Annotated in this window: 20 protein-coding genes, 1 tRNA gene and 2 pseudogenes; 11 read left to right on the forward strand and 12 right to left on the reverse strand. The window is 68.8% G+C overall.

Features of this window, described 5'->3' with window-relative positions; translation table 11 throughout:
* The first annotated feature begins 18 nt into the window (after window positions 1-18).
* The 6 genes and pseudogenes from QJS31_RS04430 to QJS31_RS04450 all read left to right on the forward strand — a co-directional run bounded on the left by QJS31_RS04430 (window position 19) and on the right by QJS31_RS04450 (window position 7316).
* Complete coding sequence (locus QJS31_RS04430; RefSeq protein ID WP_282785062.1) at window positions 19-810, forward strand: hypothetical protein; 792 nt, start codon at window positions 19-21, stop codon at window positions 808-810.
* A 131-nt stretch (window positions 811-941) separates the two neighbouring features.
* Window positions 942-3173 carry a hypothetical protein gene (locus QJS31_RS04435; RefSeq protein WP_306355976.1) on the forward strand — a complete coding sequence of 744 codons (2232 nt, stop codon included), beginning with the start codon at window positions 942-944 and terminating at the stop codon, window positions 3171-3173.
* Between the two features lie 311 nt (window positions 3174-3484).
* Window positions 3485-4570, forward strand: a pseudogene (locus QJS31_RS04440) (DUF4226 domain-containing protein); the annotation flags it as partial.
* 72 nt (window positions 4571-4642) lie between these two features.
* A pseudogene (locus QJS31_RS37310) lies at window positions 4643-5023 on the forward strand (M23 family metallopeptidase); the annotation flags it as partial.
* Between the two features lie 169 nt (window positions 5024-5192).
* Window positions 5193-5954 (forward strand): class I adenylate-forming enzyme family protein, encoded by a 762-nt coding sequence (locus QJS31_RS04445; protein WP_306355977.1) that lies wholly within the window; start codon window positions 5193-5195, stop codon window positions 5952-5954.
* A gap of 117 nt (window positions 5955-6071) precedes the next feature.
* The gene (locus tag QJS31_RS04450) at window positions 6072-7316 is read left to right on the forward strand and encodes a CdaR family transcriptional regulator (protein ID WP_306355978.1); all 1245 of its coding nucleotides are present in this window, start codon (window positions 6072-6074) and stop codon (window positions 7314-7316) included.
* Window positions 7317-7429: 113 nt separating this feature from the next.
* Here the strand turns inward: QJS31_RS04450 and QJS31_RS04455 are convergent, their stop codons facing one another.
* A complete protein-coding gene (locus QJS31_RS04455; RefSeq protein ID WP_282776822.1) occupies window positions 7430-8803 on the reverse strand; it encodes a sodium/glutamate symporter in 1374 nt (457 codons plus the stop codon).
* Between the two features lie 320 nt (window positions 8804-9123).
* Window positions 9124-9726 (reverse strand): TetR/AcrR family transcriptional regulator, encoded by a 603-nt coding sequence (locus QJS31_RS04460; RefSeq protein ID WP_282776823.1) that lies wholly within the window; start codon window positions 9724-9726, stop codon window positions 9124-9126.
* A gap of 87 nt (window positions 9727-9813) precedes the next feature.
* Here QJS31_RS04460 and QJS31_RS04465 point away from each other — a divergent pair, with 87 nt between their 5' ends.
* Complete coding sequence (locus tag QJS31_RS04465; protein ID WP_306355979.1) at window positions 9814-10218, forward strand: nitroreductase family deazaflavin-dependent oxidoreductase; 405 nt, start codon at window positions 9814-9816, stop codon at window positions 10216-10218.
* A 284-nt stretch (window positions 10219-10502) separates the two neighbouring features.
* On the opposite strand, the gene QJS31_RS04470 is transcribed toward QJS31_RS04465, so the two are convergent.
* Complete coding sequence (locus QJS31_RS04470; RefSeq protein ID WP_306355980.1) at window positions 10503-11039, reverse strand: hypothetical protein; 537 nt, start codon at window positions 11037-11039, stop codon at window positions 10503-10505.
* A 488-nt stretch (window positions 11040-11527) separates the two neighbouring features.
* Here QJS31_RS04470 and QJS31_RS04475 point away from each other — a divergent pair.
* Window positions 11528-11601 (forward strand) — tRNA-Met (locus QJS31_RS04475).
* Window positions 11602-11816: 215 nt separating this feature from the next.
* Here the strand turns inward: QJS31_RS04475 and glpK (QJS31_RS04480) are convergent.
* Window positions 11817-13325 (reverse strand): glycerol kinase GlpK, encoded by a 1509-nt coding sequence (gene glpK / locus QJS31_RS04480; protein WP_306355981.1) that lies wholly within the window; start codon window positions 13323-13325, stop codon window positions 11817-11819.
* Between the two features lie 47 nt (window positions 13326-13372).
* Window positions 13373-14173 (reverse strand): MIP/aquaporin family protein, encoded by an 801-nt coding sequence (locus QJS31_RS04485; RefSeq protein WP_306355982.1) that lies wholly within the window; start codon window positions 14171-14173, stop codon window positions 13373-13375.
* Window positions 14174-14449: 276 nt separating this feature from the next.
* Between QJS31_RS04485 and QJS31_RS04490 the strand changes: the two genes are divergently transcribed.
* Window positions 14450-15214: an IclR family transcriptional regulator gene (locus QJS31_RS04490; protein ID WP_306355983.1), complete on the forward strand. Its 765-nt coding sequence runs from the start codon at window positions 14450-14452 to the stop codon at window positions 15212-15214.
* Window positions 15215-15265: 51 nt separating this feature from the next.
* The gene (glpK, locus tag QJS31_RS04495) at window positions 15266-16774 is read left to right on the forward strand and encodes a glycerol kinase GlpK (RefSeq protein WP_306355984.1); all 1509 of its coding nucleotides are present in this window, start codon (window positions 15266-15268) and stop codon (window positions 16772-16774) included.
* A gap of 13 nt (window positions 16775-16787) precedes the next feature.
* Here glpK (QJS31_RS04495) and QJS31_RS37315 read toward each other — a convergent pair whose 3' ends face one another.
* From QJS31_RS37315 to QJS31_RS04530, 6 genes are read right to left on the reverse strand one after another with little or no spacing between them, the layout of a single operon-like run.
* The gene (locus QJS31_RS37315; protein ID WP_372341495.1) at window positions 16788-17396 is read right to left on the reverse strand and encodes a DUF742 domain-containing protein; all 609 of its coding nucleotides are present in this window, start codon (window positions 17394-17396) and stop codon (window positions 16788-16790) included.
* Between the two features lie 5 nt (window positions 17397-17401).
* Window positions 17402-17848, reverse strand: a complete 447-nt coding sequence (locus tag QJS31_RS04510) for a hypothetical protein (RefSeq protein WP_306356122.1) — start codon at window positions 17846-17848, stop codon at window positions 17402-17404.
* Window positions 17845-18579 carry a hypothetical protein gene (locus tag QJS31_RS04515; RefSeq protein WP_306355986.1) on the reverse strand — a complete coding sequence of 245 codons (735 nt, stop codon included), beginning with the start codon at window positions 18577-18579 and terminating at the stop codon, window positions 17845-17847. The genes QJS31_RS04510 and QJS31_RS04515 overlap by 4 nt, the downstream gene beginning before the upstream one ends.
* 14 nt (window positions 18580-18593) lie before the next feature.
* A complete protein-coding gene (locus tag QJS31_RS04520) occupies window positions 18594-19295 on the reverse strand; it encodes a hypothetical protein (protein ID WP_282776844.1) in 702 nt (233 codons plus the stop codon).
* Between the two features lie 53 nt (window positions 19296-19348).
* Window positions 19349-20611 (reverse strand): amidohydrolase, encoded by a 1263-nt coding sequence (locus tag QJS31_RS04525; protein ID WP_282776845.1) that lies wholly within the window; start codon window positions 20609-20611, stop codon window positions 19349-19351.
* Entirely contained in the window at window positions 20608-21846 is a 1239-nt protein-coding gene (locus QJS31_RS04530) for an MFS transporter (protein ID WP_306355987.1), read from the reverse strand. The genes QJS31_RS04525 and QJS31_RS04530 overlap by 4 nt, the downstream gene beginning before the upstream one ends.
* Before the next feature lie 48 nt (window positions 21847-21894).
* Between QJS31_RS04530 and QJS31_RS04535 the strand changes: the two genes are divergently transcribed.
* Entirely contained in the window at window positions 21895-22959 is a 1065-nt protein-coding gene (locus QJS31_RS04535) for an Lrp/AsnC family transcriptional regulator (protein ID WP_282776849.1), read from the forward strand.
* A 39-nt stretch (window positions 22960-22998) separates the two neighbouring features.
* Here QJS31_RS04535 and QJS31_RS04540 read toward each other — a convergent pair whose 3' ends face one another.
* Window positions 22999-23325: a hypothetical protein gene (locus QJS31_RS04540; protein WP_282776851.1), complete on the reverse strand. Its 327-nt coding sequence runs from the start codon at window positions 23323-23325 to the stop codon at window positions 22999-23001.
* Between the last annotated feature and the right edge of the window lie 556 nt (window positions 23326-23881).

Raw genomic sequence — 23881 nt, forward strand, 5'->3', positions numbered from 1 at the left:
CTCACGTTCCTCGTCGCTATGGTTCCCTTTCCGATCCTGGTGATGATCCTGTTCGGCCTGATGATCGCCGGGGTCCTGGTCTTGCTGAGTCTCGTGATCGGAACGGCTGGCCAATCGGCCTCGGCGGACCTGCACTATCAGTGCGATACCGCGCTGGGGCCGGACCCCTCGCTCACCGAGACTCCGGTGACATCCACCGTGCCCCCGACCGGCGCAGCCGCCCTCACCGCACCGCCTTCGACCAATCCGTACGCCGCCATCACCCTGGACCCCGACGAGACCGAAGTCTCCCAGTGGCAGCGCGACTGCGTCGAGGCCATGCGCTCGGCCCCCTATCAGCTCCCCGCTCTGCGGACACCCAACACCGGCCCCGCCGGGGCATGCGCCGGGCAGCTCGCGATGACACAGGAGGGAAGGCGGTGGGGAGAGGGGGCCGACGGTGCGTCCGGGCCGGCGGATCTGTCCCGGTCCGTCGTCTACTCGGCCGAGTTGGCCGCCACCACCACCGGTACGTGTGTGTTGGTGGCAGCGCCCACCCCGACCGCCGACCGGCACGGCTGCGCACCGGTGCTGCCGACCACGATCGCCGGACAGGGGGTGTGCGGGCAGCGCGTCGATCCGTCCGCTGCCTCGGCGGGCGATCTGGTGTTCTGGGAGTACCGGGGCAACGCGCCGACTCGGGTCGGCGTCGTCGTGGGCGACGGTCAGGTCGTCACCGGCGATCCGTCGGCCGGTGGCTACGTACGGCAGGGGCTCCCGCGCGCCGACGACGTCCGGGTCAAGCGGGTGCTCGACATGGGAGGCTCCTGACGGGTGAACGCGACAAGACATACGAACCGTGAATAACGGTTGAATTCCTTGCTGCGAATTCACTGATTGTTCGTCTGATCGACGAAGGGGCGATCCTGTAATCGATCGCTGTCCGTCGGTACGTTATCCGCGTGTACATTGCGCCGGACATTCGGCGATGGGTTCGGGAAAAGCCATCGCGGCGTCGCGCAGCATGGATAACATCCTGCTTCGTCTTGTTGGTGCTGGTCCCGGGCGCGTTGGGTACTGTCGCGACCGCACAACCGGGCACTGCGAGACCGAGCGCCTGGGTGAACAGCGGACTCGGCTGGATGGATATCCGGGACACTTCCGGTGTGCCGCTGTCGGAGTACCATTTCGCCACCGATCACGGATCGTTGCTCAATCCCGGTGGCGGGATGTGGGCCCTGTTGATCACGCTGGAATTCGCCGGTTACATGGTGATCGTCACCACGGCGATCTGGCTTATCGGATATGTCCTCAGTTTTCGGTGGCTCGATCTTTTCGCCGACGCACTGATCGGTGTCGCGGATGGTGTGGCCGCACAGCTGGCGACTCCGATCGTGCTGCTCACCGCCGCCACGGTCGGGGCGGTCGTGGTGGCTTGGCTGCTCGTGCGCGGGTATCGAGCCAGGGCCACCGCGCAGACGGTCGCCATGCTCGCCGTCGCCGTGCTCGGCCCGCTCTTTCTCGCCGAACCGCTCGCGGCTGTGCTGTCCTCCGACGGACTGCTGGTACACGGGCGCGATATCGGGCTGTCGGTGGCGGCGGGGCTCAACGGCGACGGCAACCCGCAACCGAGCGGGCTGGTGGCGGCGGTGCAGGGCGACCTGGCGGACAACTTCGCGCGGCGGCCGGTGCAGGTGTGGAACTTCGGGCACGTCGTGGACGAGCGCTACAGCTGCCGAGCGGCCTGGTCCGCCGGAATCCGGTCCGGTGAGATGTCCGAAGTCGCCGACGGGCTCCGGGACTGCGGGGATACCACCGCGCACGCGGCCATCGAGAATCCCGGAGCGGCCCAGCTGGGTACCGGATTGTCGCTGCTCGTCTTCGGCTCGTCGCTCCTGGCGTTCGCGGCCTATCTGGGCTTGCAGATCATCCGGTCCGCGCTGGACGCGGTGTATCAGGGGTTCATGGCGATCTTCGGCTTCGCGGCCGGAGGATTCGTCTACGGGCCGACGCAGACCTTCCTCGTTCGCAATATCGTCGATATCGGAATGGCCGCCGCGCGCATGGTCGTCTACACCGTTTTCCTCGGCGTCTACGTGCTGTTTCTCGGGAATCTGTTCCGACTGGCCGGGGACCAGGTGCTGGCCGTCCTCACCATCGGCGGGGTCGTCGAGATCGTGGCGATCTGGCAACTGCGGAGATTGAAGCGGGGCCTGGATCGCGGCGCCGCGTGGATAGCGAATCGGGTCGCGCTGACGGCGCAGGGCGGCGCCCCGGCCGGTGCGGGATCGTCCGACCCGGTGGCTCTCGGCATGGGCACGGTGCGCGCGGCGAACTCGCTGTCATCGGGAGCGGGGCTGCTCGTCGGGCTGGCCGCCGTGTCCACGGTCAACAAATCACCCGCCACCGCGTGGCTGTTGGGCAAGACACGGAATCCGTTGTCGCCCTACGCGCGCAGACGTCGGAGCACGGCGCTCGACTTCGCGGAGTACAGCTCGCTGTCGTTGCACCGGCAGCGATGGGCGAAGGCGAACCGCGACTCCTGGGAGCGCGCGGCGCGCTATCGCGCCGAGAAGCACGGCGGTGTGGACACGCCGCTGGCCGTCGCCGAGGTCATCGACTCGCTCATGGATTCCGGAATCCCCAAGGCGGAACTCAACGGCGCGCTCGCCACCATCGGAGTCCGTCCGGACGACGCGTTGCACGCGGACCGCGCCATCGCCGTGCAGAACGCGTCGATGTCGCAGAACACCTATCTGCCGAACCGGGTGCGACAGGCCCTGGCCGCCTGGGAATCGGTGCACAACCATCCGGTCGGACCGGAGCGGGACCTGCGTGAGCATCTGGCCTTCGCCGCGCGGGCCCAGGTCGCGGCGCGCAAGCTCGCCCGGGATGCGCCGGGGCCGCGAATCGACGCGGAGGTCGACTCGGCATTCGTCGATCTCGTACGCCGACACTGGGACACCCCGGGGGCGCTGCGCACCGTCATCCCGGCGGACCGGTGGCGATCGGTCGGTGCCGCGACCCGGCATGTCATCGGTACCGAGGCGGCCGAGGCGCACAGCGCGGCGGTCGCGCGGTACTACGACGCGCCCACCGGGCGGAATCGCGCATTGGCCGACCACACGGCACACCGGATTTCGGTCCTCGGCCACGGACACCCCGATGAGGGACCGGGTCCGTGGGACTACTGAAGGCGGCCGCAGGCCGCGACCGCGCCGCGCCGCGACGGCTGTCGGAATTCCCCCGTATCCATCGGTTCGGATTCACGGGGTAGCGAAAACGCCTTCGTGCGAACAGGACTCGACCGCGATCTCGGTCGGTAGGGCAGAGGTTCGGCCCTGTCATGCGAACCCGCTCCGGCCAGGTCGGCCTGGTATTCCCAGTGGTGGCGGTTCGTGTGGCGGCGCGGGTGGTCAGGATGGTTGTCGGACGGTTCCCCGAGCGGGTCGAGGAGGCATCGGATGGCCGTGTGGGCGGTGGCGTCGGACGGGGCGGGGGAGTGATGACCGTGGCCGAACCGGGGGCCGGTGCCGAGCTCGTCGACGAGACCGCGGATGAGCCGGACTCCGCACTGTCGGTGGGGTTCGACGAGGACGACGGTGCGGGACAGATATCGGCGACACCGTGGACGCCCAGGCGAAATCATCCCGGAGGAACCACCGCGCCCGCCTCGGCACCCACCGCGCCCGCGTCGACGTCCGGGCCGAGCCCGGGCACTTCGGCCGCAGCACCGTCGGCGGTGACGCCGGTGGCTGGTCCGGCGTCGCTCCCGAACGCGGTTGTGGCGCAGCCCGGTGCGATCGTCCCCGTGGCCGCGGTGACCGGACCGGATACCGCGGTGTCGGTAGCCGGGACGCCGCTCCCCGAGGGGCTCGGCGTGCCCCGCGAGCGGTCGAGCCCGGGGCTCGACCGCGACAGCGAGGCCGATAGCGATGCCGACAGCGATGCGGCCGATGCCGATCGGTCCGGTATCGAGGACGCGTTGGCGCAGCTGCTACCCGCCCTGTCACAGGCCCTGTCCACACCGCAATCCCCCACCGCGAGCGCGGCCAGCCCGCACACGACCGACTCCGGCACCGGCACCGGGATATCCGACACCACGGTCACCGGCGCCGACGACGAACCCGTCACCGTCGGATTGTCACCGCAGGCCGAGCGGGCCCTGCGAATCCTGAAGGTACTGGCCGCTCTCTACGGCGCGCGCGAAGCCGCCGCCGCATCCGCCACCGGCCTCGACTCGGCCACCGGCAAGACCGGCGGCGCCGGTGCGACAGCCAGCGGGCACACCGCCGCCGCCCTGTTCCAGAAGCACGCCGCCACCGCGTTCACCAACCTCGACAACCGGCTCGCCAACTACGTCACCAATCTCGCCGGTGCCAACACCGTCGACCGCGACCAACTCCTGCACCTCATCCGCGAAACCAATGTCGCGTTGGCGACTCTCGGGCCCGACACCTACACGCCGGCGGGACAGCGCAAAGCCCACCAGATCCTCACCCGCGCCCTCCAGTACGCCCATCAGATCGTCGGCACCGGGCAAGCCAATTCCGCCCAGACCGCCGCGCACATCAACCAACTCACCAACCAGTACCTCTACAACCTCGCCGGACAGAATCCGTCCACCCACACCGGTGTCGGCGGCGGCGCGGGCAGCGGTCGCTTCGTGCTCCCCGCCCAGGGCACCTTCACCTCCGGATACGGTCCGCGCTGGGGCAAACACCATGACGGTGTCGATATCGCCAACGCGATCGGCACGCCGATTCTCGCCGCGGCCGACGGAGTGGTGGTAGCCGCCGGACCGGCCAGCGGATTCGGCCAATGGGTGAAGATCCGGCACGCGGACGGCACCGAGACGATCTACGGGCACGTCGACAGCTACTCCGTACAGCCCGGGCAGCAGGTCAGCGCCGGGCAGCAGATCGCCCGGATGGGCAATGAGGGCCGGTCCACCGGTCCGCACCTGCATTTCGAGGTGCGGCAGAACGGTTCGGCCGTGGATCCGAAGTCCTGGCTGGCGCAGCGCGGCATTCGATTGGCGTAGTTCGATCGGGCCTGTCCGGCTCCGCATTCCGCCTCGTGCGCGCGGACCGGCCTCCACACAGCGCGCGGGCGCGGCGCTACCGGTCGATTGTGCTGTGTGCACAACGCGCCCCGCCGACTATGGCGTCCGGGTACGTTCCCCGGGCTGCGGTCAGCCGTTAGCGTTCGACATGTCGAGTACGGAACGGGTGAGGGTCGTGTCTGTAGCTGTCGATCATTTTGTCTGGCATCGGGCCGAATTCGGCCCCGGCGCGCCCAGTCTCGAAGACCATCGTCTCCGCTGGGGATATCGCGAATTCGCCGAGCGTGTCGATTCCGCGGCCGCCCAGTTGGCGGTTACGGGCGTTCGGCGTGGCGCCACGGTAGCGATCGTGCTGCCCAATCGGCTGGAGTTGCTGGTGGCTCTCATGGCCGTGTGGCGGTTGGGTGCGATCGCGGCACCGCTGGACCCGGACGGCGACGAGCCGCTGATCGAAGAACAGATCGTCGCCGCCGACGCCGTGGTGGTGCTGGATGATCGCCCGGTGCCCGGTCCTTCACATCGGATCGCCGGGGTTCCGCGCTTGGCGATCGAGGTCCTGGCGCGTCCGGTGCCCGTCGGATGGGTCGCGCCGCCGGACCCGAAGAGCGAGGATTCCGCTCTGGTGTGTTTCGGATCCGGTGCCGGGCCGGATTGCGGCGTGTTTTCCCACGGGTGGCTACGGGAGGTGGCGGCCGATACAATCCGGTGCCTGGGTCTCACCGGATCCGACCACTGCAGGATCTCGCTGCCGTTGGCCCGAGCCGATGTGATCGGAATGAATTTCGTTGCGGCGATGGTGCTGGGATCGCGGCTCAGTCTGGTCTCGGCCCGCACATCGCCGAACTGGGCACCGCCGACGGGAGTGTCGGTGTGCTCGGGATTCGCGACGTTCGGGGCTCGGGTGCCGTAGCGGCCGCGTTCCGCGCACGATCTTGTTGAGAGGTCCAGCTCGATGACTGTTTCCGCGCTCCCACCCGAACATCGAGCCGCCGTATCGTCCGAGCCGTCACCGGCTCTGGTAGCCAGTGTGATCGAGGAGATCGGGACGGCGTTGCGGGCGCGGGAATCGGAGTTGGTCGAGGAGATGACCATCCGAATACTCAACGAGAACGACTTCACGCGGGCCGATCCGCGAATGGAGAAAATGCGGGTCGCCGCAATCCATTCGAATGTTTCGACCATGATCGAGATCTTGGCCAACAACATTCCGCTCGAGCATATGCAACCACCGGTGGCCGCGGTCGAGTCCGCGCGCCGGGCGGCGCAGCGGGAGATCCCGTCCAACCTTCTGGTGCGTTCGTACCATATGGGACAGAATTCGATCATGCGCACGCTCCATGAAGAGGTGGAGCGCCGGAAGCTGCCGGTCGAATTGGCGCTGGCCGTGGTCAAGCTGCTCAACGACAGAATCTACGCCTACGCCGACTGGATCACCTCGTACGTTTTCGAAACCTATGAGGCCGAACGCATTCGGTGGATAAATGCCCGCGGCACCGTGAATTCCTCTACGGTTCAGGTGCTGCTGTCCACGACGACTCCCGACCAGGCCGCTTTCGAGGACGCCACGGGTTACCGTCTGGACCGAACCCACGTGGCGGTGTTCCTCTGGTACACAGGCGGTGACGAGTCGACCGTTCTGAATGTGCTCGGTGCGGGCGCACGGGCGCTCGCGCGTGACCTCCAGACCGATGGGCCGCCATTGGTGACCGCGGTCGACCGGCGCTTGGTGTGGGCATGGCTGCCGTTCGGGGATCATCGCCCGGCTGTCGATATCCCCGAGTCGGTGGCGGCGGGTGGGCTGCCGACCGGGATCCGGCTGGCCGCCGGGTTGCCCGGTCGGGGGCTGTGCGGATTCCGGCGCTCCCATCAGCAGGCCGAGGCCACCTATTTCGTGGCCACCGTCCCGGACGCGCCGCCCAGTCGCCGGTCCATGAGCTTCGGTGATCCGGGCGTGGCGGTGGTGTCGCTGCTGGCTCAGAACCTGGACGCGACCCGGGCCTGGGTACGGGAGGTGCTCGGGGAACTCGCCAACGATACCGAACAGGCCGCACCCCTCCGGGACACGCTGCGCACCTACTACGCGACCGGGGAAAGCCATCTGCACACCGCGCAGCGGATGATCCTGCACCGCAACACGGTCAAGTATCGAATCACCAAGGCGCTGGACATGATCCAGGACGGCGGCACACCGCACAGCAAACTCGATATCGCCGTGGCGCTCGAGGTCTGCAGCCTGCTCGGGCGCAAAGTCCTACGCGCACCCCACCGCTAGCCGGCCGCCCCGCCGAGTGCGATACCTCGGCACCGCGCATACGAGGTGAGCACCGGGCATACGACGAGGGCGCTGAGCGGGTAATCCGTCTCAGCGCCCTGTCGTGTACCGAATCAGCCGGTCGTGACCTGATCCTTGGCCACCGGCGGCGCGGGCGTTCGCTGCCGCCCGAAGTACAGCATGCCGACCGTCAGCGATGCCACGAGCAGCACCAGCATCGAGCCGAGCACCCAGCCGACGCCGAAGTTGGCGATGATCGGAATGACCCCGGCCGTGACCAGACCGCCGCCGAAGAACGGTTCCAGCAGGAGCTGCTTGTAACCGAAGGCGGAGTAGGCGGGTGTCTCCAGGTTGGGGTCGACCACGCGGAGCAGGATGAGCCCGGTGGAGGTGACGCCCAGCGCCTGGCCGGTGTCGGCGATGCCGCGTTCGAACCAGAAGTTCGGCAGCATTCGCGGCGCCAGGAAGATGAAGGCGCCCACCGTCCAGGCCAGACCCGCACCGGCCAGCAGCAGGAACGGCCCGATATTCGACGCGATGGCCGACAGCGACAGCGTTCCCAGGGCCGCGATCACCAGGACGTCGAGCGAGAAGCCCTGCAACCGTTCGATCAGCTGCTGATCGACGATTTCGTCGCGGTCGAAGGCCTGGATGGCCAGCTGGACGATGATGCCGCCGACCATGGCGATCGGGAACAGCGGGACATAGGCGAACAGCTCGAAGCTGTCGGCCCACAGCTTCGATTCGACCCACTGGATGCCGGTGAGCAGCAGCCAGCCGATCAGCACGCCCAGCGCCAGCAGGCCGAAGTGCAGGGTGAGCGTTTCGATGGACGACGGCTGCACCGTCAGGGTGCCCGCGGCGCGACGGCGCTCCTTCTCCACGAGCCCGGCCTGCTCGGCCACCGAGGGCGAGGCGTCACTGCGGAGGATCTGGGTCTTGTTGCGGCGCACACCCCAATTGATCAGGGCGATACCCACGATGACACCGGACAGGATGCCGACGGTGGCCAGACCGAGGGCGAGGTCCTGCGCCTCCGCGAATCCGAATTCGGCGAAGGTGTCCGCCATTCCGGCGGCGGTGCCGTGTCCACCCTCGAAGCCGATCTCGATCAGCGCGCCGGTCCAGACCGGCACATCGAACAGCGGGACCAGCACGAGTATCGCCAACAGCAGGCCGACGACGTACTGGCCGCTGGCGATGGTCATACCGAAGGAGATCTGCGGCCCGGCGATGTTCAGGGCCTCCTTCGGCGACGGCAGGCGGTGTCCCATGAACAGCCCGGCGAATACCAGTGAGATGAGCAGCCCCGGCAGGCTGCTCCAGACGTCGAGGATCTCCGTGGTGAACAGGCCCGCGTCGGCGAACCCGTCGAATCCGACCGCCGAAGCGATCCGACCGAGCACATCGGGGCCGATCAGCAGCGCGAGCACACCGCCGATGATCGAACTCGGAATGAACAGCTTCTGCGCCAATCGCCATTTCACACGGATGACCTTGGAAACCAACATCATCACTCCGATGAGGAGTAACGCGAAACCTATTGTGTTCGCAGACATCAAGACCCTTTCAGCGCGTCTCCGGGTACCCGAGGCAGATACCCGACGGCGCGTATTCGTCACGGCGGTGGCACGACGTGTGTCACGGGTCGCCGTCTTCGGCGGCGACAACCCGAGATAACTTCCCTAAATATCGTGCCGCTAAGCGGCGGTACGTTATTGAGTGTGTCACAGGAGTTGGACGAAGCTTTCCACTCCGGGGAAGTCGAGCGGGTGCGTCTCGGACCGCTGGTCGGCGGCCGTCGCCCTCAGGCGGGAGTGTCGGTACTCGGGTCGTCGCCGAGGTGCAGCGAGACTGCGGGTGCGATGCGGGCGACGAGGCTGTCGCGGGGTTCGGAGGCCACCGGTTCCACCCGCAGGATGTAGCGGAGGTAGGCGACGCCCACGAGGTGCGCCATGGCCAGGTCGATGCGCAGTTCCGCGTCGGGAAACGGTAGGGCGGAGGCGATTTCGGAGTAGACGCGACCCTGGATGAACTGGCGGACGAGTGTCGCGGACTCGTCGTGGGTGGCGGCTCCGCGCAGGATGGCCAACAGTGGAGCCCGGGTGTCGGGCTCGTCCCAGATCTCGAAGAAGACGCGGGTCAGGCGTTCGCCGAGTTGTTCCGGGTCGCCGTCGGTAATGCGGGCGGCGATGTCAGCGGGCTCGAAGGGCCAGCCCATGGTGGCGCGGAAGAGTTCGGCCTTGCTGCCGAAATAATGACGGATCAGGCCCGGGTCGACGCCCGCCTCGGCCGCGATCTCACGCACGCTGGTCCGTTCGTAGCCGGTGGCGGCGAAGCGGCGGCGGGCCGTGGCCAGCAGCACCTCGCGGGTATCGGTTTTTCCTGGTCTGCGTCCGATCGGTGGCATGGTGTCAGGAATTCTACAAGCGTTGACTTCTGGCGTGTGGCGGCGGTAGTCTGGGGCGTATAATTCCACAAGTGAGGAGTTTCTGAGATGCCTGCTCCACGCTGGGTTGCTCGCGTCAACAAGGCCGGGCTCAATCGCATCACCAAGTTCATCGCGCCGTGGGCGCCCGGATGGGCGGTGGTGGTGCATCGCGGACGCAAATCCGGCAAGGTCTTCCGCACTCCGCTGTGGGCGTTCCTCCGCGACGGTGGCTTCGTGATCGCGCTGACCTACGGTCCCGAATCCGATTGGGTGCGAAATGTGCTCGCGGCCGGACACTTCCAGCTCGAGACGCGGCGGCGCACCTACGAGGTCGACAATCCGCACGTCTACCGCGATCCCACGGCCGCCGACATGCCCGCCTTCATTCGCTTCATGCTCCGGTACGTGATCAAGGCGCCGGACTTCCTGAGCGCGAACGTGGTCCGCGAACTCACGCCCGCCACCCGCTGACCCGCCGCCGAGCCGCGCACCGTCCGGCACGCCGCGACGACCGGTGATACATTCCGTTATCCACTTGGCGGCCAACTGTTTTGGAGAGTGATGCGGTACGGGCGGGTGGCGGTACTCCTGGCCGGATTACGTCGAGGCCGCGGTCCGGGTGGGTGATCTGGCGCGCTCCCGCGATCGGCTCGCCCGCCCCGCACCGTCGCTTCCCACCTGTACAAGGCGTTTCCCAAGTTGGGGGTCTCCTCGCGCGCCGAGTTGAGCAGGTTCCCGGAGCTGAGCTGAGGACGTCACACCTTGCGGTAGATGATCGGTTGCGCGGCAATGCCATTGGCTTGAAACTGGCCAGCACGAAAACTGCGGAAGGTCGGCCGGAAGATCAGGCTGGGCAGGAAGGTCCGCCAGTGCGGCCAGCTGGCATGGTTGATCAGTCCGTAGTCGGCCGGCTCGTGCTCCAGCGGCTGCATCAGCGCCGAGTTGGGCAGCGCGGTCTTCGCCTGGAACCAACCGGCGGTGTACTGCCACACCTGTAGCAGGGTTTCGCGGTCGTCGGCGTAGAAGTAATTGACCAGGAAGCGGTCGTCTCGGCCGTGGTCCACGTCGCCGAGTCGGCCGGCGTTGCGCGCCACGATCTCGTGGGTGCGGCGGGCCTGCGTGCCCAGCGTCTCGGCCAGCTTCCGATAGGCGGGGCTGTCCCGCACCGCCAGTGCGGCGTCGACGGATTCGGTGCGGATCAGCACGACGACGTCGAAGCGCGCCGGTCGGATGCCCCGGGCTGCGAGCAGCTCGTCGCCTTCACCCGGCGGGCGCAGGACCGCGCGGAACACGGTGGTCTCCGACGCGTCGATGTCCTCGGTCAGGGTCGCGAGGTGGGACGGCAGCTCGCGCGGCGGGGAGGCGATCGGTCATTCGACGGACGCGGCCGCGCCGCCTCGCTGCGTGAGGAGCGGGCCGGTTCCAGCCCGGACGTGGTCGCCCAGGCCATCCTGCACGCGGTGACCGCCCGCAGGCCCCGCGTCCGCTATCCGGTCGGCAAGAAGTCCCGCCCGATGAGCACTTTCGGCCGCGTTCTGCCTCAACGCACCCTCGATGCCCTGCGCCTGCGCGCGGAACTGGCCCGAACCGACGGCGCCACCGACGCGACCTTCCGCGACCTGATCCGCGGCGTCGCCGAATTCGGCCTGGCCCGCGCCTGGCGCGCCGCCCCGGCCCTACTCGGCGACAGCCGCCGACCCCACCTTCACCACCGCAAAACCCCCTCCCGCCAGCGGATTAGGTACTACCCCCAAGTACTGGGTAGCGTAGTACCCACCGACGCGGGGTGGAGCAGCTCGGTAGCTCGCTGGGCTCATAACCCAGAGGTCGCAGGTTCAAATCCTGTCCCCGCTACTAGGGAAAACGGCCCGGAACCAGTAGGTTCCGGGCCGTTTTCGTATGTGCCGGACGCATCCTCGTCCGTTGCTCAGGCCGGGGACGGCTTTCCGGCGGCCAGCCGGGCGGCGTCGGCGAGCTTCCGCAACGCGGACGTGCGATAGTCCGGGCCGAGACGTGGGGCGGGCGTTGCAGTTTCTCCTTGGTAGCCGGGTGGATTCAGGGGCGGAAGGTCAGTCCTCGACCCAATCGAAGGTCTTGGTGACAGCTTTCTTCCAGTTGCGGTACTCGGCTTCCCGGCGGGTCTCGTCCAGGGCGGGGTGCCAGCGCTTGTCCTCGGCCCAGTTCGTCCGGATGGCGTCCTCGCTCTCCCAGAATCCGACGGCGAGACCGGCGGCGTAGGCCGCGCCGAGCGCGGTGGTCTCCGCGACGACCGGGCGAATGACCTCGACTCCCAGGATGTCGGCCTGGAACTGCATGAGCAGTTCGTTGACGACCATGCCGCCGTCCACCTTGAGCGAGGTGAGCGCGACACCGGAGTCGGCGTTCATGGCGTCGATGACCTCGCGGGTCTGGAAGGCGGTGGCCTCCAGGACAGCCCGCGCGAGATGGCCCTTGCTGACGAAGCGCGTCAGCCCGACGATCGCGCCGCGGGCATCGGAGCGCCAGTAGGGCGCGAACAGGCCGGAGAAGGCGGGCACGAAGTACGCGCCGCCATTGTCCTCGACGGTCCGCGCGTGCTCCTCGATCTCGGCCGCCGAACCGATCATGCCGAGGTTGTCGCGCAGCCACTGCACCAGCGAACCGGTCACCGCGATGGCCCCCTCCAGCGCGTACACCGGCTTGGCGTCGCCGAGCTGGTAGCAGACCGTGGTCAGCAGGCCGTTGTTGGAGAGCACCTTGTCGTTCCCGGTATTGAGCAGCACGAAATTACCGGTGCCGTAGGTGTTCTTGGCTTCGCCGGGCGTCAGGCAGGCCTGGCCGAAGGTGGCGGCCTGCTGGTCGCCGAGAATGCCGGCGATGGGCACGCCGGCCAGCGCGCCGCGGGCGCGCACCGTGCCGTACACCTCGGAGGACGAACGGATTTCGGGGAGCAGTGACAACGGCACGCCCATCTCCGCCGCGATCTCCGAATCCCATTGCAGCGTCTCCAGATCCATCAGCAGCGTGCGCGAGGCATTGGTCGGATCGGTGGCGTGCACGCCGCCGTCCGTGCCGCCGGTCATATTCCACAGGATCCAGGTGTCCATATTGCCGAAGGCCAGTTCGCCCGCCTCCGCGCGCTCCCGGGCGCCGTCGACATTGTCCAGAATCCACTTGATCTTCGGTCCGGAGAAGTACGTCGCCAGCGGCAATCCGGTCTTTTCCCGGTACCGTTCCTGTCCGCCACCGAGCTGGCCCAGCTCCTCGGCGATGCGGTCGGTGCGGGTATCCTGCCACACGATCGCGTTGTAGACCGGTTCCCCGGTGGCGCGATCCCAGACCACGGTGGTCTCGCGCTGGTTGGTGATGCCGACCGCGGCGATATCGGCGGCGGTGAGATCACCCTTGGCCAGTGCGCCCGCGACCACCGCGCGGGTGTTCTCCCAGACCTCGGCCGGATCGTGTTCCACCCAGCCCGCGCGCGGGAAGATCTGGCTGTGCTCGCGCTGGTCGACGGCGATGACCGTGCCTGCGTGGTCGAAGATCATGGCGCGGGTCGAGGTGGTGCCCTGGTCGATCGCTGCGACGTATCGTGACATGGGGATTTCTCCTTCGGCGAAACTGTTTGGTGCTGCGCGTGATTCGATCAGAAGATGAGCTGCGAGACGAGCCCGGCCAGCACGCCGCCGATCAGCGGGCCGACGACCGGGACCCAGGAGTAGGCCCAGTCACTGGATCCGGCCGCGGGTTCGGGCGCCGGTCGGGCGGCCGCGCCCAGGCTCGCGGAGTGCGCGTGGACCGGTTCCGGGGCGGTGCGCCGCAGCGGCAGTACCGCGTGCGCGATGCGCGGGCCGAGGTCGCGGGCCGGGTTGATGGCGTAGCCCGTCGGGCCGCCGAGCGAGGCGCCGATACCGACCACCAGCAGCGCGACCGCGAGTGGGCCGAGACCGGAGGGCGTCTTCCCGAACGAGAGGACCACCAGCACCAGGATGAAGGTGCCGATCGCTTCGGTGGCGAGATTCCAGCTGTAGCTGCGGATGGCCGGGCCGGTCGAGAAGACGGCCAGCTTCTTGCCCTCGTCGGTCTCGGCGTCGAAATGCTGCTTGTACGCCACGAATACCAGACAGGCGCCGAGGAACGCGCCGAGGAGCTGCCCGGCCACATAGGCCACCGTCGATCCGAACGAGATGGCGACGCCCGGGGCGTACTCCTGGGCCCCGCTGCTCAGAATCCCCAGTGTCACCGCGGGATTGAGGTGCGCGCCGGACTTGAAGGCGACGTAGACGCCCGCCATCACGGCGAATCCCCATCCGAAATTGATCAGCAGCCAGCCGCCGTCGGCGCCCTTGGACTTCGCCAGCAGGACATTGGCCACGACTCCGCCGCCGAGCAGTATCAGCACTCCCGTGCCGAACACCTCGCTGACGAAAACCTCTGCGAGACCCACGATTGCTCCAATCGTCCGTGGGGTGGTCCCGGACCACGTTGCCCGGACCCCGAAAGTGCGCAGAACTCTACGGTGACGTGGCACACATTCAATCCGGTCGGTTCGACAATGCCGAACGCTCGATTCCGCCTAATCTGCGCGTTACGCTGCCGAAAGGCGCTATGATCTAGATCACATTGAAGAAGGCGCAGGTCATGATGGGGCGCCGACCGTGGGTCAACGGCGGTTCGGCGTTCGACATTGTCGGACCGCGTTCGATGGAATACGTTGTCCGCTATGCCGGGCCCGGTGCAATCGATCGAGCGTGCGGGCGCGATGCTGCAATTGCTCGCCCGCAGTTCAGGCGGTCTGGGTGTTGGTGATATCGCCAGCTCGCTCGAGCTCGCCAAGGGGACCGCGCACGGCATCCTGCGGACGCTGCAGGCCATCGGCTTCGTCGAACAGGATCGCGGCGGCGGGAAGTACCGGCTCGGTACGGCACTGCGGTACTTGGGCGCCGGTCACCTGGACGCCAATGAACTGCGTTCCCGGGCGATCAACTGGGCCGACGCTCTCGCCGCGCGCAGCGGTGAGGCCGTCCGGATCGGTGTGGCATCCCAGGACCGTGTTCTCGTGGCGCACCATGTCTTCCGGCCGGACGACACCCCGCAGACCCTCGATGTGGGCGCGCTGCTGCCGCTGCACGCCACCGCGCTCGGCAAGATCCTGCTCGCCTACGACAGTGATCTGGCGGCCCGCATCCGCGCCGGGAAGCTCGAGTCGCTCACCCGCCGCACCGTGATCCAACCGGCGCTGCTCGCCAAATCGCTGGCGGATGTCAGGGACAACGCGTGGGCCGGCGAGTACGGCGAGCTCGAGCCCGGCGAGGCGAGCATCGCCGCCTCGATCCGCTCGCACGGCGGCCTGGTGGTCGGTGCGATCGGCATCTCCGGCGCCGCCGAACGGATCTTCCCGACCGGCCGGGGACCGGACCCGGCACTGCTCGGCTACGTGCGTCACGCCGCCCGCGCGGTGTCGCGAGATCTGGTCGAGAACAAGTAATCCCGGGGCGCGAGGGCCCCGATTCGCTCTACCCGCAGAAAGGCGCGCCCAATGACGCAGCGCTATGTGATGGCCATCGATCAGGGAACGACCTCGACCCGCTGCATAGTGTTCGACCCAGCCGGTCGGCTGGTTTCGGTGGCGCAGCGCGAACACCAGCACTACTTTCCCAAGCCAGGCTGGGCCGAACAGGACGCGATGGAGATCTGGCGCAATGTCGATCGCATCATTCCCCGCGCCCTGCGCGATGCGAGCATCGCCCGCGAGCAGATTGTCGCGCTCGGCATTACCAATCAGCGCGAGACCAGCGTCGTCTGGGACCGCTACACCGGGCATCCGGTGGGCAAGGCCATCGTGTGGCAGGACGTCCGCACCGCGGATCTGGTGCGATCGCTGAGCGATCGGCCCGACGCCCACCGCGTGCCCGAGCTGAGCGGGCTGCCGCTGGGCACCTACTTCTCCGCGCCCAAGCTGCGCTGGCTGCTCGACTCCGTCCCCGGATTGCGGGCCCGCGCCGAACGCGGCGATGTCCTGTTCGGCACCATGGAGACCTGGCTGATCTGGAATCTGACCGGCGGCGTCGACGGCGGCATCCACCTCACCGACGTCACCAATGCCAGCCGGACCCTGCTGATGAATCTCGAGACCCTGGAGTGGGACCGGGAGTTGTTGTCCTTCTTCGATATTCCCCCGGCCATGCTGCCGGAGATCCGCTCCTCCAGCGAGGTCTACGGCGTCACGCGCCGCGTGGTGCCCGGCATTACCATCGCCGCCGCGCTCGGCGATCAGCAGGCGGCGCTGTTCGGGCAGACCTGTTTCTCCCGCGGGGACACCAAATGCACCTATGGCACCGGCGGTTTCCTGCTCATGAACACCGGCCGGTCGCCGGTCCGGTCCACTCATGGACTACTCACCACCGTCGGCTACCGCATCGGCGACGCGCCGGCCATGTACGCGCTGGAAGGCTCCATCGCCGTCACCGGGTCACTGGTCCAGTGGTTCCGCGACGGGCTCGGATTGATTTCCAGCGCACCGGAAATCGAGACGCTCGCCCGCACCGTCGACGACAACGGCGGCTGCTACATCGTGCCCGCCTTCTCCGGCCTGTTCGCGCCGCACTGGCGCAGCGAGGCCCGCGGCATCATCGTCGGGCTCACCTCCTATGTCACCAAGGGGCACCTGGCCCGGGCCGTGCTCGAGGCCACCGCGTGGCAGACCCGCGAGGTCGTCGACGCCATGAACGCCGACTCCGGGCTCCAGGCGACCGCGCTCAAGGTGGACGGCGGCATGACCACCGACCACCTGCTCATGCAGTTCGTGGCCGATGTCCTCGACGTTCCGGTCAAGCGCCCCATGGTCATCGAGACCGTCTCCCTGGGCGTCGCCTACGCCGCCGGGCTGGCCGTCGGCTACTGGGCCGACCTCGAGGTGCTGCGCCGCAACTGGCATCGCGCGGCCGAATGGCAGCCGCAGGCGGATCCCGAACACGTGAAGGCCGAGTACGGCAATTGGAAGCGCGCGGTGGAACTCACCTTCGGCTGGTCCCAGCCGCCGAGATAGCTGCCGCCGACTGTTACAGGGCCTGAATCCCTTTCAGGACCGCACGGAGCACAGTGAGGTCGTCGGCGGAACCCGGGCCGACGGCGGGAGCGCGGATGTCGAGGACGCCGTCACCGATGAGATCTCCGACCAGGAGCTTGGTCGCGGTGATCGGCAGGTGCAGCCGGGCGGCGATCTCGGCCACCGAGAGCGGCGACCGAGTCAGCTCCACGATGGCGGCGTACTCGGGTTCGTGGCGGCGCAGCCGGCCGAGGCTGGAGGCGACCACTCGGGTGACCATGTCCACATCGGTGCAGCAGGAGCGGCGGCCGAACAAGCGCCTGCACTCGATCACTCCCGCGGGCCGCGCCGCCTTGCGCGCGTTCATCGCCGAGCCCGTCAAGCCCACCGCCATCCGGGACGAGTTGCTGGTGAAGGTCCAGGGCATGGAGAACGAGGATGCCTTGGTGTACGGACCGCCCTGGAGGAGAAATTGGCGTGGGCGACGGCGAAACTGGCCCGCTACGAACGCCTGCGCACCCGGTTGCTGAACGGCCGCAGCGAGCAGGCGTATCTGGAGGAGGCCGTCGGGGAAGGTGCGGGCGTGGCGGGGGCGGACCGCGCCGGTGTTGTCCGTGGTCACGCCGTTCAGTTCGTCGGAGATGAAAGTGAGGCCCTCGGTGAGGGTGTCGGCATTCTGGTCGTCGGCGGGTATGCCGTAGAAGCGGCGGGTCGTGCTCCCGAATGCCGACCCCCGGGATCGTCCGAGCGGTCGTCGAGAATTCGTTCGGCGATCAGGCGGCCGTACTTCAACCCCTCGTCGACGCCGGGACCGCTGAGCCCCGGGTAGTCCAGCGCCTCGTCGAACGCTCGTGTCTGGCTCGGGTACAAGGATGTCAGCGTTCGATGCGCCGCTCCGGCCACCGCCGCGTCCGCGGCCGCGCCCGGTGGGGCCGGTGCCGAATCCGGCAGGTACGGGCAATATTTCGCGCCCGCACCCAGTGCGCCGATGTACCCGTCGTGCATGGCCAGATGCACCATCGCCAACGCGCGTGCGCTGAGCGGCGGCCCGGTCTGTTCCCCGGCCCCTGTCAGCGCCCCGCGGAACCGCTCATCAACGCCTTGAACGGCAGCGGCGGCAGGCGCAGGTTGGCGTCGGGGACGCCGGTGCCGTTGGGGTCGAGTAGGCCGTCGTCGTCGGCGTACGCGCTCTCACCCGGTGCGGCCTGCAGGGTGGTGATGTATTTCCACAGGCCGTCGGCCAGGGCCACGCCGCCCACCGCCAGGGTGCCGAGCAGGCCGCCACCGGCGGCGAAGGCCATGATCGCCGCCGGTGTGGTCGCCAGGCAGCCCGGACCGACCACCAGGCATGAGCCGAGGCCGAGTGCGGCGCCCACCAGCGCGCCCAGCACGAATCCGCCGAGGGTGCCGACCAGTGCGCCCTTGGTCATGTTCCCGGCCCATTCGCCCAGTGCCAGTTGGTTTTCCATGGGTGAGGCGACCGGGCGCGGTTCGAGGTCCGGGGTGAGCACCAGCGTGCGTCCCGCATCGTCGATGCGGTGCCGGATCGGGTGCACCGCACCGTCGAGTTCGAACGCCAGTGGCAGGCGCAGGACCTCGTGTCCCGTCGGGTCGTGGGCGAGCACCGTCCGCCCGTCCGCGGTGAGCGCGAACGTCGCGCCCTCCAGGGTGGTGGTGACGGAGCCGTCGGCGACGACGGAGCTGTAGTGCGCCGTCGGTGGGTCGGCGGCGGCGGGTGTGGCCGCCGCGCCCATTGCCCCGGCGGTCACGATCGCGGCGAAAGCTGTTGTGCGAATGCGCATCATCGGTCTCCGTCCACTCAGTTCGCGGGTGCCTGGACGCCCGGCAGGTGCGGGGCGTACCGGCTCTCGCCCGGAGCCGCGTTGAGTGTGGTCCAGTAGTCGAAGGCCGCTGCCGCCGCGGTGGGGCCGCCGCCGAGGATGAGACCGGCGAGACCACCGGCCGCGGCGACCATGCTGACGATGGGCAGCACCGCCACCACACAGCCCAGGCTCAACACCAGGCACGACGCACCGGCCAGCGCGATGCCCACGCCGACGCCCGCGACCGCGCCGATCGCGGTGCCGATCAGGCTGCCGACCGAGGTGCCCAGGCTGACGGCATTGATGAGATCGTTCATGGCGAGCTGGTTTTCCAGCGGTGAGGCCACCGGTCGCAGCGCCGTTCGGTTCAGGCCGTCGAGCTCCGGTGTGAGCCGGAGGGTGCGGCCGTCGGCGCTGATCTGCTGCCGCAGCGGCAGCCGTTGCCCGTCGAGGGTGAACGACAGCGGGACCACCTGGAGCGGGCGTCCGGCGGTATCGCTGATCGTGACCGCCCCCGTATCCGCGGCCAGGGTGAAGGTCCCGTGCTCGAGGGTGGTGACCACGGTGTCGCCGGTCAGGTTCGCGCGGAAGGAGACCGGTTCGGCGGCGGTCTCCGGTGCGGCCGTCGCGGTCGCGGTGCCGGTGACGACGCTCGCTGCCAGGAGGGCCGTGGTCAGGGCTGCTCGACGAATACTCATCTGTTGTTCCTCATCATGGGTGGTGCATGCCGTCCGACAGGGACGGCCGGGGGTTACGCCTCGACGGCGAGTTCGGTGCGCGCGGCGGTGACCATCGCCGCGGTGGCCGCGGGCAGGGTCTGTTCCGGATCGGGCGCGAAGTGCGGCGAGTGATTGGCGGGGATGTTCGCGGGCAGGGTGTGGTCGGCGAGCATGACCGCCCGGTCCTCCTCGGAGAACCGGTCCAGGGGGTATCCGCCGATATGCCAGAACACCGAGGGGCATTCGGCCGCGGTGCCGAGTACGCCGAAGTCCTCGCTGCCGGTCTGCGGGTGCGGCAGCGTGAGCGCGGGGAGTCCGGCGGCGGTGAACGCGGTGAGCACGCGATCGGTGTCGGCGGGGGTGTTGACCGTGACCGGGAAGCGGTCGTAGCACTCGATCCGCGGCGCTTCCGGCGCACCGGCGGCATCCACCTCGGCCCGGGCGAGCCGCTCGATCCCGTCCAGCATCAGCTGCCGGGCGCTGTCGCTGAAAGTTCGTAGCGTCAACAGCATTTCGGCCGTCTCGGGAATGATGTTGGGCCGGGTTCCCGCGTGCAGCGCGCCCACCGTGAGCACCGGCGACGACGGCCGGGCCGTCTGTCGCGCGGTCAGCGATTGCAGGCGCAGCACCAGCGACGCCGCCATGGACACCGGGTCCACGGCCAGATGCGGGGTGGATCCGTGGCCGCCCTTGCCGCTGAGCACGATGCGCACCGAATCCGAGGCGGCCATGATGGGGCCGCCCTTGCTGGCGATGAGCCCCGCGGGCAGCGGACTCACGTGCTGGCCCAGGCAGATTCGCGGTCGCGGCACCCGCTCCAGCAGGCCGTCGTCGAGCATGGCGCGCGCCCCTCCGCCGGTCTCCTCGGCGGGCTGGAAGATGGCCACCACGGTGCCGGTGAAGGGTTCGGATGCGAGCCGTGCGCAGGCGGCGAGTAGGGCGGTGACGTGCATGTCGTGCCCGCAAGCGTGCATCACACCGGGGTTCCGGGACATGTAGTCCAGTCCGGTGTCCTCCTGTACGGGTAGCGCGTCCATATCGGCGCGCAGCCAGATCACCGGGCCGGGTCCGCCGTGCAGCACGCCGACCACGCCGGTGCCGCCGATGCCCTCGCTCACCTCCCAGCCGGGCAGGGCACGCAGCTCGTCGGCGACCAGCCGGGCGGTGTCGAATTCCGCGCCGGACAGTTCCGGATGCGCGTGCAGGTGCCGGTACACCTGCTGCCAGTGCGGGTCGACCGGCCCGTCCGGCATGGGGAAACCGTTGTGCCGCAACTGGTCCGGGGTGATGGTCATGCGAGGGTCTCCTTCGGCTCGGGAGCGGGTGGTTGCGGCAGCAGGGCGCGGAAGGCATCGGCGGTCTGCGGCACGACGGCCGCCGCCGCGATGGCCAGCACCGGTCCGAGGGTCAGCGTGGCGAAGGCCGCGGTGTACGAGACGTGGTCGGTGACCGCGCCGAACAGCAGGGGAGTGACGACTCCGGCGAGCTGGCCGCCGAAGATGATCACCGCCGTGGCCGAACCCAGCAGCTCGGTGGGCAGTGCCCGCAGCGGGACCGCGAAGGCGGGCATGTAGCACAGCGACGCCACCGTGCCCAGCACTGTCGCCGCGATCACGAAGACGAGTACCGACCCGGCGTACGGCAGGGCCACGGCCAGTGCGGCGGTGACGATCATGGCCGGTACCACGATGTGCCGGGGCCGCCCGCCGATGCGGTCCGACAGCCGCGCGCCCGCCACCGTTCCCACGGCCGCGAAAACCGTGGCGGGCAGTCCGATCAACGCGGCCGTGCTGGTCGAGACGCCGTACTCGTCGTGCAGATAGGTGGGCATCCACGCACTCAGCCCCCACACGATCGCGTCGTAGCCGAAGAAGATCACCGCGAATCCCAGCAGCGCCGGTGAGCGCATGACCAGCCGTCGCAACCGGTCGTCGCGCGCGGGTCGGGCATCGGGTGCGGCCACCGCCTCCGGCAGCGGTTCGGGCATCCAGCGTCGCCACGCCAGCAGTACCGCGACGCCCAACAGCGAGATGATGGCGAACATGATGCGCCAGCCCACGGTGGGCAGCAGGATCGCGGCCACCAGGGCGGCCAGCAGGGTGCCGACCGCGTTGGAGGCATTGGTCCAGCCGCTGGCGGTAGTGCGCTGCTCGGGCAGGCTGCGTTCCGACAGCGCCTTCAGCGCCGCCGGGGGAAAGACGCCCTGCACCAGCCCGAACAGGAACCGCAAGGCGAGCAGTGTGGAGAACGACCAGGCCACCGCGGTCAGTCCGGTGAAGACCGACCAGGCGAGCAGGCCGATGGTGCCCATCGTGAGCGCGCCGTAACGGTCGGCCAGCAACCCGGCGGGAATCTGCATGCCCGCGTAGGCGAGGAAGAACACCGACACCACCATGCCCAGCTGGGTGTGGTCGAGGTTCAGGTCGTCGCCGATCGCGGGCAGCGCGAAATTGATGACGATGCGGTCGATGTAGTCGGCGATCCAAGCTGCCGACAACAGCAGCACCGTGATTCGAGTGGTACGCAGCAAACCCGTGGTTCCTCCTCTTGGCGTGGCGGTGCTGTCACAATGGGTCATGTGTTCTACAGCACATCGGAAACGCCGGAATCCGACATCGGTAACACCCCCGCGCAGGGTTTCGACGTCGCGGTCGAGTTCGGCGAGCGCGACTTGGACCTGGTGAACGCGCTGCAGATCAGCCCGCGGGCACCCTGGTCCCTGATCGGCGCGTCCCTCGGCATCGACGCCACCACCGCGGCCCGCCGCTGGCAGCACCTCACCGATACCGGCCTGGCCTGGACGACCGCGTACGCGCCGGAGTTCGCCACGGTCGGCTACGTGCGCCTGCGATGTCGCCCCGATACGGTCGCCGAGGTGTCCGCCCGGTCCAGCACGTACGGCTGCGTGTTCGCGGTCGACCGGACCAGCGGACGCTACGACCTGCAACTGTCGGTGGCGGCCGAATCACCAGCCGCCCTGGACGACTTCCGCGTCCGCTGGCTGGCCGAGCACCCCGGCATCGAGGAGGCCCGCCTGGCCGTGGCCGTGCACCAGTACTCCGACGGCAGCCACTGGCGTCCCCGTGCCCTGGACCCGACGCAGGAAGCGCTGCTGACCGAGGGCGACGAGCGCGCACCGGGAGCGCCGCGCCGCCGCCGCGGCGATCGGGAACTGGTGCTCGCCCTCGGCGCCGACGCCCGCCGCAGCGCGGTCGAACTGGCCGCCGACACCGGCCTCAGCGACGCCACGGTGCGCCGCCGCATCTCGGAGATGAGCCGCTCCGGCCGCTTGATCTTCCGCTGCGATTTCGCCCAGCAGGCGGCGGGCTGGCGGGTGAACACCAATATCCGGGCGCGCATCCCGGCCACCGACCTGGACGCCCTCGGTGCGGCGTTACCCGAGTGGCCGGAGATCCGGCTCTGCGTGGTGACCGCCGACGACGAGAGCAATGTCATGCTGATCGCCTGGCTGCGCACCCCTCAGGAGCTGGTCACCCTGGAATCCCGCCTCCTGCACCACTTTCCGGCCATCGCCATCACCGAACGCTCCTACACCCTCAGCGCCCTCAAACGCATGGGCCGCCTGCTCGACCCCCGCAGCGGCATCGCGGTGGGGCATGTCCCGTTCGAGGTCTGGTCCTGAACGCGATCCGTCGAGCGGCGGCTCGTCTACCCCTCCGCGCTATTCGCAGCCCACCCCGTCGCGGTCGCGATCGAGCCCGTACTCGTCCGGCCCGATGACCCGCACGGGTCCCGGTGTGTACACGGGCCCGTTGCCGCTCCCACCGGCGCAGTCCACATCGCTGACGATCGGCAGGCAGGGATCGTAGGAGGGGTGACAGCCGGAATCCGCTGCGGGCGGTGCGGTTTGAGGTTCCGTCGGCGCGGCCTGCGGCACCGGTGCGGCTGGCGCGATCGGTGGCGTCTCGGCGGTGGCCGGAGGTCGGGTCGGGGTGGCGGGTGGTGCGGTCGCGGACGGCGGCGCGGCGACCTCTGGCGGCGCTGTCACCGGTGAACGCTCCGAGTCCGGCCCACTCGACGCGGTAGGAATCGCCTTCGAGTACTCCGTGTACCGAGGCGTCGTTGACTCGTACCGGTCGACGCCACCGAGCAGGACGGCAAGTGTCGCACCGAACACGACCACCCACACCGCCGCGGCGATACCGACCACGACGACACCTACAGGCGGCACCGCACCGTGCCGTGCTGGTCGCGGCGGCGGATGTTCTCGGGGATATGACATCGTGCCCCCACGAGCGAAGGCGAGCCGCGGTGGATTCCGGCCGTGTACCGATCTATCGGCCTCTCACCTGGGGCGTTACTTGACGGCTGGGTTGCGTGGGTGCCCGGTGGCGACCTCGTCGGTGAGGTCGTCGTAGCCGACGGCGAGTTCGGCGAGCCGCTGCCAGGCGTCTCACAGTTCCCGGATGCGGGCGCAGCCGAGCGAGGGCGGCAGTTGCGCCGCAACCTGGCGGAATCTCAGAATTTGGCGATGACGTGGCGGGTCAACAAGCGGCTCGCTTGATGCCCGCGGGTTCGGGAGGCCACCCGGTGGGCCGGTCGGC

Source organism: Nocardia sp. CC213A (assembly GCF_030766805.1).
GTDB lineage: Bacteria > Actinomycetota > Actinomycetes > Mycobacteriales > Mycobacteriaceae > Nocardia > Nocardia otitidiscaviarum.

Coding starts and splice junctions, on each gene's coding strand:
- QJS31_RS04430 (WP_282785062.1), top strand. CDS start 19: ATGGTTCCCTTTCCGATCCTGGTGATGATCCTGTTCGGCCTGATGATC.
- QJS31_RS04445 (WP_306355977.1), top strand. CDS start 5,193: ATGTCGAGTACGGAACGGGTGAGGGTCGTGTCTGTAGCTGTCGATCAT.
- QJS31_RS04460 (WP_282776823.1), bottom strand. CDS start 9,726: ATGCCACCGATCGGACGCAGACCAGGAAAAACCGATACCCGCGAGGTG.
- QJS31_RS04465 (WP_306355979.1), top strand. CDS start 9,814: ATGCCTGCTCCACGCTGGGTTGCTCGCGTCAACAAGGCCGGGCTCAAT.
- glpK (WP_306355981.1), bottom strand. CDS start 13,325: ATGTCACGATACGTCGCAGCGATCGACCAGGGCACCACCTCGACCCGC.
- QJS31_RS04490 (WP_306355983.1), top strand. CDS start 14,450: ATGCCGGGCCCGGTGCAATCGATCGAGCGTGCGGGCGCGATGCTGCAA.
- glpK (WP_306355984.1), top strand. CDS start 15,266: ATGACGCAGCGCTATGTGATGGCCATCGATCAGGGAACGACCTCGACC.
- QJS31_RS04515 (WP_306355986.1), bottom strand. CDS start 18,579: ATGATGCGCATTCGCACAACAGCTTTCGCCGCGATCGTGACCGCCGGG.
- QJS31_RS04520 (WP_282776844.1), bottom strand. CDS start 19,295: ATGAGTATTCGTCGAGCAGCCCTGACCACGGCCCTCCTGGCAGCGAGC.
- QJS31_RS04525 (WP_282776845.1), bottom strand. CDS start 20,611: ATGACCATCACCCCGGACCAGTTGCGGCACAACGGTTTCCCCATGCCG.